Annotated in this window: 12 protein-coding genes and 1 pseudogene; 4 read left to right on the top strand and 9 right to left on the bottom strand. The window is 68.5% G+C overall.

Annotated features, from left to right (window positions below; all coding sequences use genetic code 11):
* The first annotated feature begins 129 nt into the window (after positions 1-129).
* Positions 130-1,380 (top strand): T3SS (YopN, CesT) and YbjN peptide-binding chaperone 1, encoded by a 1,251-nt coding sequence (locus JWS14_RS18155; protein ID WP_072947298.1) that lies wholly within the window; start codon positions 130-132, stop codon positions 1,378-1,380.
* Here JWS14_RS18155 and JWS14_RS18160 read toward each other — a convergent pair.
* The 7 genes from JWS14_RS18160 to JWS14_RS18190 all read right to left on the bottom strand — a co-directional run bounded on the left by JWS14_RS18160 (position 1,377) and on the right by JWS14_RS18190 (position 9,558).
* Positions 1,377-3,599 carry a transglycosylase domain-containing protein gene (locus JWS14_RS18160; RefSeq protein WP_206013986.1) on the bottom strand — a complete coding sequence of 741 codons (2,223 nt, stop codon included), beginning with the start codon at positions 3,597-3,599 and terminating at the stop codon, positions 1,377-1,379. The two genes, JWS14_RS18155 and JWS14_RS18160, sit on opposite strands and share 4 nt — an antisense overlap.
* Positions 3,600-3,731: 132 nt before the next feature.
* Positions 3,732-3,923 (bottom strand): hypothetical protein, encoded by a 192-nt coding sequence (locus JWS14_RS18165; protein ID WP_095861518.1) that lies wholly within the window; start codon positions 3,921-3,923, stop codon positions 3,732-3,734.
* Between the two features lie 12 nt (positions 3,924-3,935).
* The gene (locus JWS14_RS18170; protein ID WP_012690442.1) at positions 3,936-4,829 is read right to left on the bottom strand and encodes a carbohydrate ABC transporter permease; all 894 of its coding nucleotides are present in this window, start codon (positions 4,827-4,829) and stop codon (positions 3,936-3,938) included.
* A complete protein-coding gene (locus JWS14_RS18175) occupies positions 4,826-5,875 on the bottom strand; it encodes a carbohydrate ABC transporter permease (protein ID WP_072945195.1) in 1,050 nt (349 codons plus the stop codon). The genes JWS14_RS18170 and JWS14_RS18175 overlap by 4 nt, the downstream gene beginning before the upstream one ends.
* Before the next feature lie 15 nt (positions 5,876-5,890).
* Positions 5,891-7,165, bottom strand: a complete 1,275-nt coding sequence (locus JWS14_RS18180; protein WP_206013987.1) for an ABC transporter substrate-binding protein — start codon at positions 7,163-7,165, stop codon at positions 5,891-5,893.
* A gap of 148 nt (positions 7,166-7,313) precedes the next feature.
* A complete protein-coding gene (locus JWS14_RS18185) occupies positions 7,314-8,387 on the bottom strand; it encodes an ABC transporter ATP-binding protein (RefSeq protein ID WP_206013988.1) in 1,074 nt (357 codons plus the stop codon).
* 238 nt (positions 8,388-8,625) lie between these two features.
* Complete coding sequence (locus JWS14_RS18190; protein WP_206013989.1) at positions 8,626-9,558, bottom strand: sucrase ferredoxin; 933 nt, start codon at positions 9,556-9,558, stop codon at positions 8,626-8,628.
* A 61-nt stretch (positions 9,559-9,619) separates the two neighbouring features.
* Here JWS14_RS18190 and JWS14_RS18195 point away from each other — a divergent pair, with 61 nt between their 5' ends.
* The 3 genes from JWS14_RS18195 to JWS14_RS18205 all read left to right on the top strand — a co-directional run bounded on the left by JWS14_RS18195 (position 9,620) and on the right by JWS14_RS18205 (position 12,000).
* The gene (locus tag JWS14_RS18195) at positions 9,620-10,588 is read left to right on the top strand and encodes an ABC transporter substrate-binding protein (protein WP_206013990.1); all 969 of its coding nucleotides are present in this window, start codon (positions 9,620-9,622) and stop codon (positions 10,586-10,588) included.
* Positions 10,589-10,660: 72 nt separating this feature from the next.
* Complete coding sequence (locus JWS14_RS18200; RefSeq protein ID WP_072945185.1) at positions 10,661-11,479, top strand: DUF2786 domain-containing protein; 819 nt, start codon at positions 10,661-10,663, stop codon at positions 11,477-11,479.
* Positions 11,476-12,000 carry a TIGR04338 family metallohydrolase gene (locus tag JWS14_RS18205; protein WP_072945182.1) on the top strand — a complete coding sequence of 175 codons (525 nt, stop codon included), beginning with the start codon at positions 11,476-11,478 and terminating at the stop codon, positions 11,998-12,000. The genes JWS14_RS18200 and JWS14_RS18205 overlap by 4 nt, the downstream gene beginning before the upstream one ends.
* Positions 12,001-12,466: 466 nt before the next feature.
* Here JWS14_RS18205 and JWS14_RS51755 read toward each other — a convergent pair.
* Positions 12,467-12,782: pseudogene (locus JWS14_RS51755) on the bottom strand (MFS transporter); the annotation flags it as partial.
* A 6-nt stretch (positions 12,783-12,788) separates the two neighbouring features.
* Positions 12,789-13,268: a nitroreductase family deazaflavin-dependent oxidoreductase gene (locus JWS14_RS18220; protein ID WP_072945177.1), complete on the bottom strand. Its 480-nt coding sequence runs from the start codon at positions 13,266-13,268 to the stop codon at positions 12,789-12,791.
* Positions 13,269-13,328: the final 60 nt, after the last annotated feature.

Below are 13,328 nucleotides of genomic sequence, written 5' to 3' on the forward strand. Positions count from 1 at the left end.
ACACAGCTTTACGGGCGAATGCACCTTTCGTCGTCTTCACGGCGACGAAAGGTGCATTCGCCTTTGTGTTCGACTTCTTGTCAGACCCTCCCTCTACGGTGACACCCAGGATTCATCGAGGGAGGCGTGATGTCCGACAACACTTTCGATCGCGAGATCGACGACGCCTGGACCGAGCTCCAGGACCGTCTGACCGGCTATGTGCACGCGATGGAGGACGACGACGAACTGGTGCTGCAGTCGCAGTACGACAGCGTCGACGAGGGCCTCGTCGAGACCGCCGCGTGTGTGCGGTTCTTCGCGTGGGCCGGCGACAGGGTGCGGTGCGAGGTGCCGTCCAACCGCTTCCTGCACCCGGCGCGGGCGCTCACCGCGGAGGAGCACGAACGGCTGATCGAACTCGGCTGGAACCGCCCCGACCTGTGCGAGCACGTCGACGAGGGCAACGGCTCCGCGTCGTACTACCTCGACGCCGACCGGGACGACGCCCACCTGCTGGCGTCGATGACGGTCACCGTGTTCCGCGAGATCTGGGACCTTCTGCACCCCTCGTTCCTGAAGGCGATCACCGGCGGCCGGGACGAGACCGCCGAGTTCGGTACCGCCGACGTCCCCGCCCAGCTCCGCGACGGCACCGGGTTGCGCGACCGTGTCGACGCCGCGGTCGAGGCCATGCTCGAGCAGGAACCGGGCAAGGACGCGGACGGCGACATCCTCGTGTGGGTCGGCGACCTCCCCACGTATGTGCGGGTCATCGAGGAGGACGCCCGCGTCGAGGTGTTCGCCCGCGTGGTCCACACGATCAGCGACCGCACGCGCACGGCGGAGGCGCTGGCCGACCTCAACCGCCAGTGGCCCGACATCAAGTTCCTGCTCATCGTCGACAACGTGGTCGCCGTCATGCGTGTCGACGGGTCACCGTTCGTCGCCGATCATCTGGTGTCGGTGTTCCGGATGTTCGAGCATTTCGTGGACACCGTCGACGACGCGTTCGCCGAAAAGCTTGGCGGCAAGATCAATTCCACACCCGAGGCCACCGCCTCGTCCGCCGAGCACGAATGTGCGGACGAGTTCCCCGCCGCCCTCGTGACCCTGATCCACCTCGACTCCGAGAGCGGTCTCGACCCCGACGACGTCGCGGAAATCTGCGGACGCGACCGCGACACCATCCTGGAATTCCTCCGCCTCTGCTCCGAGCAGGAGATCGAGTGGCGGCACAACGGCGAACTCGCCCGCGAAGAGGACGCCGAAGAGGCCGACATGTGCGAGGACGAGGCGCGGGCCTGGGCCAAGACGAAGGAAAGCCTCCGCGCCGCGCTGCGAGTTGTGGTGCTGCCGCACCGAACTCCGCCGCGCGGCGGGTTCCAGAACCTCGGCTAACCCGGCAGCGGGATGATGACGCCCGGCAGGATTTCGATCTGGGTCGGCGCCGGGACGGGTGCGGGCACCGGTGGGACGGGCGGCACCGGGACGGTGGCCGGCGGTGGAACCTCGACCGGTGCGGGCGTGGGCGCGCCGGGTGGTGGGACGGCCCCGCTGGTGCCGGGAGCCGTTCCGTCGCCGCCGGTCTGACCGCTCCACGTCGGCACGCCGGCCTGGCCGCCGATCGGGTCGGGCCACGGGAAGTCTTCCCAGTCGGTGTCGTCGAGCGCGCCGTCCATCGTGTCCTTCCAGATGTCCGACGGCAGACCCGAACCGTAGATCAGCCCGCCCCAGGTGTTGTTGATGGCGGTGGCGTCGGCCTTACCGATCCACACCGCCGTCGACAGCGACGGCGTGTAGCCGACCATCCAGGCGTCCTTGTTCTCACCGGTGTCGCCGAGTTGCGCCGTGCCGGTCTTCGCCGCGGACGGGCGTCCCCCCGCCAGCGCGTGGCCCCGCGAGTACGAGGCGATCGGCATCAGGGCCTGGCTGATGTTGTCGGCGACGGCCGCGTCGAGTCGCTGCTCGCCGGGGCTGGGCGCCCGGTCGAGGAGCACGATACCGTCGGCGGTCACGACACGCTGCACGAAGTACGGCTGGTGATACACCCCGGACGCCGCGAGCGTCGCGTACGCGGACGCAATGTCGATCGGCCGCGACAGGTACTGGCCGAGTACGATGCCGCCCTCCGGTTCGCCGCCGTTCTCACTGAGCGTCTTGCCCTGCACGCCGGGAATGAAGTCCGGGATGCCCGCCTTGTGCGCGGCGTCGGCGATGGCCTGCGGGCCGTTGTCCATCGACATCATCAACCGGTAGAAGCTCGTGTTCAGCGACCGCTTCGTCGCCTCCGCGATGGTGCACGTGCCGCAGGACTCGCCCTCGACGTTGCCGATCTGCACACTGCCGACAGTAAGGGGAGCACTGCTGAACCGGGCCGAGAGCGGGATGCCCTGATCCAGTGCGGCGGCCAGGCCGAAGACCTTGAACGACGACCCCGTCTGCAGCGGCGCCTGCGCGTAGTCGAAGCCGGCGCCGTCCTCGCCGCCGTAATATGCGCGCACACCGCCGGTGCGCGGGTCGATGGACACGACCGCGGTCCGCAGCGCCGGATCCTCACCTTCGAGGTTGTCGTGGACAGCGTCGATCGCGGACTGCTGCGCCCGCGGGTCGATCGTGGTGGTGATCTGCAGGCCCTCCGTGTTGAGGGTCTGCTCGGAGATGCCCGCATCCGACAACTCGCGCAGCACCTGGTTGCGGATCAGGCCGTCGGGGCCGGGCGCGGAGTTGGCGTCAGTGGGCCGGTTGGACGGCGCCGTGACCGGGAACTCCGCGGCACTGCGGTCCTGCTGGCTCAGCACACCCATCGAGACCATGCCGTCGAGCACGTAGTTCCACCGCGCCTGCAACTGGTCGAGGTTCGCTTCGGGGTCGAGGTAGGACGGGCTCTGGATCACCGAGGCGAGCACCGCGCCCTCGGCGACGGTGAGGTCGCCGACCGGCTTGTCGAAGTACGCGCGCGACGCCGCCTCGATGCCGTACGCGCCTCGACCGAAGTAGATGGTGTTCAGGTAGGCGGCGAGGATCTCGTCCTTGGACCACTCGCGGGCCATCTTGGTGGAGATCACGAGTTCCCGCATCTTGCGGTACACGTTGCGGTCCGCGCCGACCAGCACGTTCTTGACGTACTGCTGCGTGATCGTCGACCCGCCGCCCGCGCTTTCCTTGCCGAGGACGTTGTCGCGGGCGGCACGCATGAACCCGGTGACGGAGAACCCCGGGTTGGAGTAGAAGTTGCGGTCCTCCGCCGACAGGACGGCGTCGCGGACGTGCTGGGGAATGGCGTCGAGCGCGATCTCGGTGCGGTTACCCTCCGGCGGGATCACCTTGGTCAGCTCGGTGGTGCCGTCGGCGGCGAAAACGGTCGCCACCTGGTTGGTCTTCATGTCCGACGGCCGCGGGACCTCGGCGCGGATGTAACTGACCAGGAAGACGACGAGCGGGATGACCAGCAGCAACGCGATCACGACCAGGCTCACCCGGCGGACCGTGCGCCACCGGGTGCGCTTCTTCGTCCCGTCCGGTGGTGGGGTGGTCGTCTCGGCCGAACCGTCGTCTGCGGGCGGTGTGTCTCCGGGATCGGAGGCACGATTGTCCGTCGCGTCGTTGCCTGAACTCACTTACACACTCCCGGTCAGTTATCCGGTCACGGAGGATCGTCGCACCCACCCGTACGTATGTTATGTGAACGACTGGAGGCGTGGCGTGCGGCGCGCTATCGCTCAGCAACTATCCGTACCGGCCGGACGGTTTCAGCGCACACGCTTCCGGGCGGTGATCGCCAGCCCCGACAGCACCAGGCACCCGAGCAACACCAGCGCGGGGGTGACGCCGGGGTCGCCGCGGAACACCTCGACGACCGCGGCGACGAACGCCATCACCGTGAAGAACCCGAGGATCCCGATCAGGACTTCGAGCCGCTGCCGCTTGGCCACCGGATGCACGACCGACCCCGCCTAACTCTTCACGCCGCCGGCCGTCAGGCCCGACACGATGCGACGCTGGAACAGCAGCACCATGATCACCAGCGGAATGGTGACGATCGTGCCCGCCGCCATGATCGCCGCGTACGGCACGACGTGCGGGTCGTTGCCGGAGAACCGGGCGATCGCGACCGTGACCGGTTCGGTGGCGTCGCTGGAGAGCTGGCTGGCCAGCAGGTACTCGTTGACGGTCGCGATGAACGCGAGGATGGCGGTGGTGAACAGGGCGGGTGCCGCGAGCGGCAGCATCACCAGCCGGAACGCCTGACCGCGGCTGGCGCCGTCGATGCGGGCCGCCTCCTCGAGTTCCCAGGGAAGTTCCTTGAAGAACGACGTCAGCGTGTAGATGGTGAGCGGCAGGACGAACGAGATGTTCGGGATGATCATCGCCTGGTACGTGCCGATCCAGCCGATGTTCGTGAACAGCTGGAACAGCGGGGTGACCAGGGCGACGACGGGGAACATCGACGCGCCGAGGACGATGCCGACCACCACGTACTTGAACCGGAACTCGATGCGGGCCAGCGCGTAGGCGGTGAAGATGCCGACGGCGAGGGCGATGACGGTGGTGATTCCGCCGATGATCATGCTGTTGACGACGGCGCGGGTGAAGTTGTTGCCGCTGCTCGTCGACAGTGCGTTCTGGAAGTTCTCGAGCGTGACGTGCGTGGGCCACGGGGTGGTGTCGAACGTGTAGTCCGGGTCGCGGAACGCCGTCACCATCATCCAGTAGAACGGCGCGAGTCCCCAGACCAGGATGATCGCGACGCCGATGTAGATGCGGGAGTTCTTGAACGCGAGCCGCTTCGGACGGTTGCGGGCGGGGGGTTTGCTCGGGAGTTCGAGCTCCGGGGCGCGGTGGGTCACGGCTTCGGGCCCTTTCGCTGGGCTTCCTGAGTTTCGACGGCATTGGCGCCGAGGAATTTCACAAGCACGAATGCCACCGCGAAGATCAGGAGGAACGTGATGGTCGAGAGTGCGGACGCGCTGTTGAACCCTTGCCGCACCTGGTCGACGACGAGGATCGACACCGTCGTGGTGGCCGGGTTGCCGCCGGTCAGGATGGCGGGCAGGTCGTACATGCGCAGGGCGTCCATGGTGCGGAACAGGATCGCGACCATCAGCGCCGGTTTCACCAGCGGGAGCGTGATCTGCCGGAACCGCTGCCACGCGGAGGCGCCGTCGACCCGCGCCGCCTCGTACACGTCCTGCGGGATCATCTGCAGGCCGGCGAGGATCAGCAGGGCCATGAACGGGGTGGTTTTCCAGACGTCCGAGATGATCACCGCGAACCGGGCCGGCCAGGCGTCCGAAGTCCACAGGATCTCGGTGCCGAGGAGGCGGTTGGCGATGCCGTCGTAGGCGAAGATGAAGTACCAGAGCTTGGCGGTGACCGCGGTCGGGATGGCCCACGGGATCAGGACCGCCGCGCGCAGCAGGGCGCGGCCCTTGAACGTCTTGCCCATGATGATCGCCATCCACAGGCCGATCGCGACCTCGAGAGTCACCGTGACGACCGTGAAGAACGCGGTGTTCCCGACGGCCGACCAGAACTGGGAGCCGAGCGTGCCGGGCGGGCACGCGACCGCCACCCCGCTCGGGGACGTGCACTGCTGCAGGATCCAGTGCGTGTAGTTGGTGAATCCGGCCCAGCCGCCCTCGACGAACATGCCGGTCGTCGGATCGAGTCCCGCGTCCTTCTGGAACGACATCACCACTGCCCGGACCACCGGGTAGCCGATGACGACGGCCAGCACGACCAGCGTCGGTACGACCAACATCCACGCGCGACGACCGCTCAGCCCGGAGCTTCGCGTGTTCTCGCTCTTCTCACGCGAACCGCGGCCGGGGTCGGAACCCCCGGCCGCGGTACCGGCCGGCGCTCCACTGGTGGTCCCAGTCGGAACGGCCATGTTCACTCCTGTGCTCTACGAGCCTGCGGACTGGATACCGGACTGCATGTCCGTGATCGCCTGATCCACCGACTTCTCACCCTTGATGGCAGCGTAGGCGTTGTCCTGCACGGCCTTCGACACCGCCGGGTAGTACGGCGTGACCGGACGGGGGACGGCGTTCTCGATCGACACCTTCAGCGTCGGCATGAACGGGAACGCGGCGATGATCTCTGGGTCGTCGTACAGTGCGGCGCGGACCGGCGGCAGCGAGCCCATGGCGATGATCCGCTGTGCCTGCTCACCCTGCAGGAAGGTGAGGAAGTCGCGGGCCGTCGCCTTGTTCTCGGAGTACGCGCTGATGGCCGCGTTGTAGCCGCCGAGCGTCGAGGCGCCGATGCCGTCCTTGCCGGGCAGCGGGGCGACCGCGTACTTGCCCTTCACCGCGGACGAATCCTTGTCGGCGGTGCCGTACACGTAGGGCCAGTTGCGCAGGAACAGCGACTTGCCGTCCTCGAACGCCTTCTGGCTCTCGGGCTCCTTGAACGTGGTGTCCTGAGCCGGGATGTCGCCGTTCTTGAAGTTGTCGACCAGAACCTGCAGGCCGGCGCGGGCCTCGGGGCTGTCGACCGTGGGGGTCTTGCCGTCTTCGCCGACGAACGAGCCACCGTAGGCGTTGATGACCTCGGCGGTGTTCACCGTCAGGCCCTCGTACGGTGCGAACTGACCGGCGTAGCAGTCGATATTGTTGGTCTTCGCGACCTCACACGCGGCGGCCAGCTCGGTCCACGTCTTCGGTGCGGCGGGCAGCAGGTCGCTGCGGTAGTACAGCAGGCCGCCGTTGGTGTTCTTCGGCGCCGCGTACTGGGTGCCGTTGTAGGTGGCGCTGTCGACCGTGGCGGGGAGGATTCCGGTGTTGTCCACCGCGAACTCGCCGGTCAGCGGCTGCAGCCACCCCTTGGCCGCGAACTCCGCGGTCCAGGGGACGTCGAGTGCGACGACGTCGTAGTCGGACTGCTTGGCCTGCAGGTGCTGGACCAGGTCGTCGTGCGCCTGATCGGCGTCGTTCGACTGCTCCTTGAACGTCACCTGCTCGTCCGGGTGCTCGGCGTTCCATGCGTCGATGATCTGGCGGACGACACCGGTCTCGGTGGTGTCCTTGCCCTCGACGTACGTGATGGGTCCGCGACCGTCGAGGTTCTCCGACGTGGAATCGCTGCCGCTGTCGCTCGAGCAAGCGGTGAGCGTGACCAGCGAGGCAGCGGTGGCAAACACCGCGGCGCGCCGAACCGCTCTCGAAATCTGAACCATGGAGTCTCCCCGTGGGTAAAGGTGGATGACCCCGCCACGGTGCGACGAGATTTCGAGGCACCGCTGCGGCGTCGGAACATACTGTGGCATGGAACACCGCCACTGTCCGGCATTACCCCCGACCTGAATCGGTCAGGAGACGCCGCGATCAGCTGAGCCGGTACCCCTCGGACGCCGAGAACAGGTGCACCTGCGACGGGTCGACGTGCAGTTTCACCAGGTCACCCTTGCGGGGCGGGTTCCGCCAGTCGGCGCGGGCCACCAACTGCTGCGTCTCCCCGTTGACGGTGCTGCGGCCGTAGATGTAGGCGTCGGATCCGAGTTCCTCCACCACCGCCACCTCCATCGGGATGCCGGTGGTCGACAGTTCAAAGTGCTCCGGGCGGATCCCGACGACCACCTGACGCTCGTCCGTGTCGGAACGCAGCTGCCGGGGCAGCGGGATGGTCGCGTCGCCGAGCAGCACCCCGTCGGGGGTGATCGGCAGCGTGAAGAGGTTCATCGACGGCGACCCCATGAAACCGGCGACGAACACGTTCGCCGGCCGGTTGTAGAGGTCGCGCGGCGACGCACACTGCTGCAGCACCCCGTCCTTCAGCACTGCCACCCGGTCGCCCATGGTCATGGCCTCGACCTGGTCGTGCGTCACGTAGACCATCGTCGTCCCGAGGCGCCGCTGCAGCTGCGCGATCTGGGTGCGCGTCTGCACCCGGAGCTTGGCGTCGAGATTGGACAGCGGCTCGTCCATCAGGAACACCTGCGGCTGCCGGACGATGGCGCGTCCCATCGCGACGCGCTGCCGCTGACCGCCGGACAGCGCCTTCGGCTTGCGGTCCAGGTACGGCTCGAGGTCGAGGAGTTTCGCCGTCTCCTCGACCCGCGTGCGGATGTCGTCCTTCGCGGCGCCGGCGAGCTTCAGCGCGAAACCCATGTTCTCGGCGACCGACATGTGCGGGTACAGCGCATAGTTCTGGAACACCATCGCGATGTCGCGTTCCTTGGGTTCCTGGGTGGTGACGTCGCGGTCACCGATGAGGATTCGACCGCTGTGGACGTCCTCGAGCCCGGCCAGCATCCGCAGCGACGTCGACTTGCCGCAGCCGGACGGGCCGACGAGGACCAGGAACTCGCCGTCCTCGATCTTCAGGTCGAGCGTGTCGACGGCCGGCTTGTCCGAGCCGGGGAACAGGCAGGTGGCACCGTCGTAGGTCACTGTGGCCATGAACGTCGAAGTCCCTTCTACCCGGCGCCGCGCTCAGGTGCGTGAAAATGTACCTGTTGACACACTTTCTCACTCACCTGTGGGTTGGTCCGGTACGAATTCCCCTCGGTCCGAATCATGTTGGTCGGATTCATGTACAGGTTTCTCCACAGCTGGGGATGAACCCCGCAATGAAACGGGGGCGTGAATACCGTGTGAACACAGGGCGCTTCGCGCCCCGTGCGCCTTTTTGGTTGTCCTAGCTACCAGAAAGGCGCACGGGCGGAGCCGCCTCGACCCGGTCCGGGCTGTCCACGACACCGGCGCTGCAGGCGGTCAGGCGGGGTTCGGCGCGGGTCGTGCGGACCCGGACCCGGTCGGTGCCGCCGGGGTGCCTGACCAGGACGTCGGTGTCGCCGTCCTGGCGTGGGACCGCCGACAGCGGGATCACGTCGTCGAGTCCGAGCAGCGACCGCTCCGCCCGGACGGTGCGCTCGGCGAACTGCAGCACCGGGTCGTCGGTGCACCGACCGCGGTAGTGCTCGAGCACCACCCGCCCGCGATCGTGCTCGGCGACAATATGTTCCGCGGCCTCGCCCGTGACCCTCCCGTAATAGATGCCGGACGGCAGGCACACCATGGTCGCGGCGAACCGGTCGCCGCCGACGTGCGTCGACTCCCAGACCCGGCCGCCGCGATGGCCGAGGCCGGTGACCACGGGGCGTCCGAACGACGCGCAGCAGGCGTCCTTCTTGCCGTGGGTGCAGACCAGGAACAGTGATTCGGTGGCGTCGAGACGATCCCCGAGCCCGGGTGGCGCGTCGACGGTGAGGTCCAGGTCGAGCAGTTCCCGGTCCTCGCGCACCAGCAGTCGCTCGGCCCAGCCGTCGGCGCGGCCCGGCCGGGCGAGGTAGACGTGCCGGCCGGCGGCGAGGTCGCGGCGCTGCCGGGTGCGAATCAGCACCGGACGCACCCCGGCGTCGGCGCACCGGGCGGCGAGTGCGTCGCCGAGGACCGGGTCGAGGCGGCTCTGCCGCAGTCGGTCGCGGCCCCACGGTCCGGGCTGCTCGATCAGCAGCCATCCGCTCACCCGGGGTGCGGTGCCGCACAACGGCTCCTGCAGTGACCGGGAGAGCGCCGCGCAGGCCGGTGGCGTCCACCCCTCGGGCGGCGTCGTCGTCTGCACACTCACACACGGACTGTATAAGGTTAGGTTCGCCTATCTTCCACCCCCTTCGAGATCGAGGTCCAGGATGCGTTCAGCCACGTGCTCCCCGAATGTCACCGACGTCCAATGGCAGGAAATCGTCGACGCCCTGACGCGACGACAGTTCGGTGCCGGGCTGGGAGCAGCAGCGCTGGCCGCGTTCACCGCCGCGTGCGCGGGACCCGACGCGGCGTCGGACGGCGACAGCGGCGGCCGGCGGACGGTCACCCACGCGATGGGAACGACGACGGTGAGCAACCGGCCCAGTCGCATCGTCGCCCTCGACAGCCTGCCCATCGACACCGTGGTCACGCTCGGGAAGATCCCGGTCGGCGCGGCTCAGGCCGGTTCCGCCGACGCGCTGCCCGCCTACCTCGGCGGCGGACTGGACAGCACCACCGTCGTCGGGTCGATCGCCGAACCGAACCTCGAGGCGATCGCCGCGCTGCAGCCCGACCTCATCCTCAGCAGCAAGCAGCGGCACGGTGACCTGTACGACGCGCTGTCGGCGATCGCACCCACCGTCTTCTCCGTGTCGCCCGCCGTCGACTGGCAGGCGACGCTGCGGCTGTTCGCGGAGGCCATCGGCGAAACGCAGGCCGCCGAACAGAAACTGTCGGAGTTCCACGCCCGCGCCGCCGCGCTGAGCGAAACCACCCGGGGCCGCACCGCACACGTCATCCGCGTGATGGACGACGGACTGCGCCTCCACGGTCCCGGCACGTTCTCGGGTTCGGTGCTGACCGCCGCCGGCTACACCATCACCGGGCAGCCGTGGGACGCGAAGAACGACATGTCCGAGATCTCGCTCGAGAACGTCGCCCGGATCGACTCCGCCATCGCATTCGTCGCCAACACGGCCGCACCCGGTGACCTGGGCATCGACCCCGTCCTCGTCGGGCAGATGGGGCCGTCACGACGCGACGGCGTCCGCCAGACCGACTACCGGGTGTGGATCACCGGCATCGGTCTCACCGGCGCAAACCTGATCCTCGACGACCTCGAGCGGCTGTAGGCGGCTTCGCCGCCCGTGCGCGGTCAAGGAGTGTCAGGACTCGTCAACCACGCACGGGCGTAGCCTGCCCTGGTGAGTTCCGACAAGATGCTGACCCGCATCGGTGGGCTCCTCCGGCAGGCGGAATCCACCGACAACCCGCACGAGGGCGAGGCCTTCATGGCGGCGGCCCAGCGGCTCGCCACCGCCTCCTCGATCGACCTCGCGGTGGCGCGCGCCCACGCGGCAGGCCGGGAGAAGCGGGCGACGCCCACGCAACGGCTGATCACGATCGGTGAACCCGGCAAGAAGGGTCTGCGGACGTACGCGCAGCTGTTCCTGGCGATCGCCGCCGCCAACGACGTGCAGTGCGACATCGCCCAGACGTCGGCCGTCATCTACGCGTACGGGTTCGCCGGCGACATCGACATCTGCGAGGCCCTGTACGCGAGTCTGCTGATCCAGATGGTCCGGGCGTCCGACGCCTACATCAAGTCCGGCGAGTACCGCGACGAGACGACGGTCCGGACGCAGGTCGAGACGCGCGGACGCCGCCGGGTCGCAACCCGGGTGCGACGCCCCGTCGCCGGCGTCACCGCCCGGTTGAACTTCCAGCTCGCCTACGCCGCGCGGGTCGGGCAGCGCCTCGCCGACGCCAAGAAGGATGCCGAGGAGCAGGCGGTGTCGGTGCCGGAGTCGTCGGCGGAGACGGCGCTGGTCCTGCGCGACAAGCAGCTCGAGCTGAAGGACTACTACTCGGAGAACTCGCAGGCCCGCGGCACGTGGCGCGGCGGCCGGGCGTCCGCCGGACATTCGTCGAGTGCACAGCGGGCGGGGGATCGCGCCGCCCGGACCGCACGGTTGAGCAATTCTCCCGAACTGTCTGTCGCACGCAGACAGATCCCGTCGTGAAGCGACCCCGCGACACTCAGCGCACCGCCGTCTACGACGCCGAAGCGTTGGTGCGCATCATGTTCGACCGCGCCGACGAACGCGGCCTGCGGGTCGTCGACGTCCTGGGTTCGCAGGTGACGCTGCCGGTGGAACGCAAGTTCGCGTCCATCGATTCGGTGCAGGACTACGTCGACCGCGTGCTCGCACTGAACTGGGTGCGATCCACGTGGACGCGGGCGGCCACCCCGATCCACGTCCGGGCAAGGTCGGGTAACAAGGCCGCGCACTACGAAAGCGATTGCGCGACAATCGCCGTACCCGAGCACCGGAACGGCAACGCCTGGGCGTTCCGCGAACTGGTGGTGCTGCACGAGATCGCCCACCACCTCGACCCGTCCGATCCCGAATACCCGACGGTCGCGCCGCACGGACCGGAATACGTGGACCGCTACCTCACCCTGGTCGGGGAAATCATCGGCCCCGAGGCGGCGTTCGTCCTGCGGACCATGCTCCTCGCCGGCGGGGTGCGGCTGAACTGACGCCCGGACGGCCGGGCGAACGTACCTTTCGGCGCATCCGAGGCGACGGACGGCACATTCGCCCACTCAGGGGTGCCGCGGGGCCCGAGTTGCGCGGCCGAATTCGCAGCGCCGGCAAGGCTTTCGCGTGCCCATTCCGCCAGCTCACCGGGAACGTCCGGGGCGATGGCCAGCTGGGTGCGGTACACGAGCGCGCCGAGACTGCCCACGACGGCGAGCCCGATGGCGTACCCGAACTCGGCACTCGTCTCGGATATCGCGGCCGCCGAGCCGACTTTCGCGCTGGGCACCGAACCGACGACGATCCCGGTGCCGAGTATCGGAGCCCCACCGAAACTCACGATCGCCGCGAGCGCCGCCGGCAGCATCGCGAACCCCGCCTGCAGCGGTGTGAGACCGGCGACGAGTTGCAGGAACTGGGCGGTGAAGAACATCAGCGATTCAATGACGAACAACAGGGCCATCGCCGGCACGCCGAGGAGGAACACCGAGCCCCACCAGAAGTGCTCGAGCATGAATCCGCCGACGACGGGTCCGGCGGCGCCGCCCATGAACCCGATCATCCACAGTCCGATCGCCACCGACCGCTATCTGGCGTCGCGGAACATCGTGCTGATCAGGCCGAGTGTCGACGGCGCCAGCGTCGCCCCGGCGATGCCGAGCAGGGCGCGTGCGGCGATGAGCATCTCCGGACTCGTGGAGAAGGCGGCGACCACCGACGCGGCGGCGAACCCGGCACCGCCGAGGAGCATCAGGGTGCGGCGTCCGATCCGGTACCCGAGCCTGGGTCAGACGAGGGGACGCAGCCTGACGAAACGGATCTCGCGGCCCGCCGCCCGGAAGTCGGACGCGCTGCCGTCGACGTCGAAGCCCATGCCCCGGGCGATCCGCATCCCGAGTTTCGGATGCTCCGCCGCGTAGTGCGCCATGAAGTCCGCACCGGTCTCGGGATCGAGGAATTCGGCTGTCACGGACAGTCGCCGGCGGCCCACCTGGGCCGTCGCGTTCGGCTGCGCCCGCAGGTTCCGGTACCAATCGGACTTGGGACCGAACCCGGCGGCCAGCACGTACCCGTCGCCGACGGCGTCGTGGTTGACCACCTCGAGCACGACCTGCCTGCGGGCGCCGGTCTTGCGCCCGACGTGTTCGAGGAGCAGAAACCGGCCGCCGAGCAGGAACCCGAGGTGGCAGCGGTAGAGGTAGATCGGCGCGCGGAAGAACGCCCGCCGGAAGCCGGTGGGCGGGTCGGGCCGCTGGGTGACCTTCACACGCCCAGTCTTCCACGGCGACCGTCCGCTCGGCGGTTCGTTGTGCGCCCGGCCGTCGCG

The organism is Rhodococcus koreensis (assembly GCF_017068375.1).
Lineage (GTDB): Bacteria > Actinomycetota > Actinomycetes > Mycobacteriales > Mycobacteriaceae > Rhodococcus_F > Rhodococcus_F koreensis.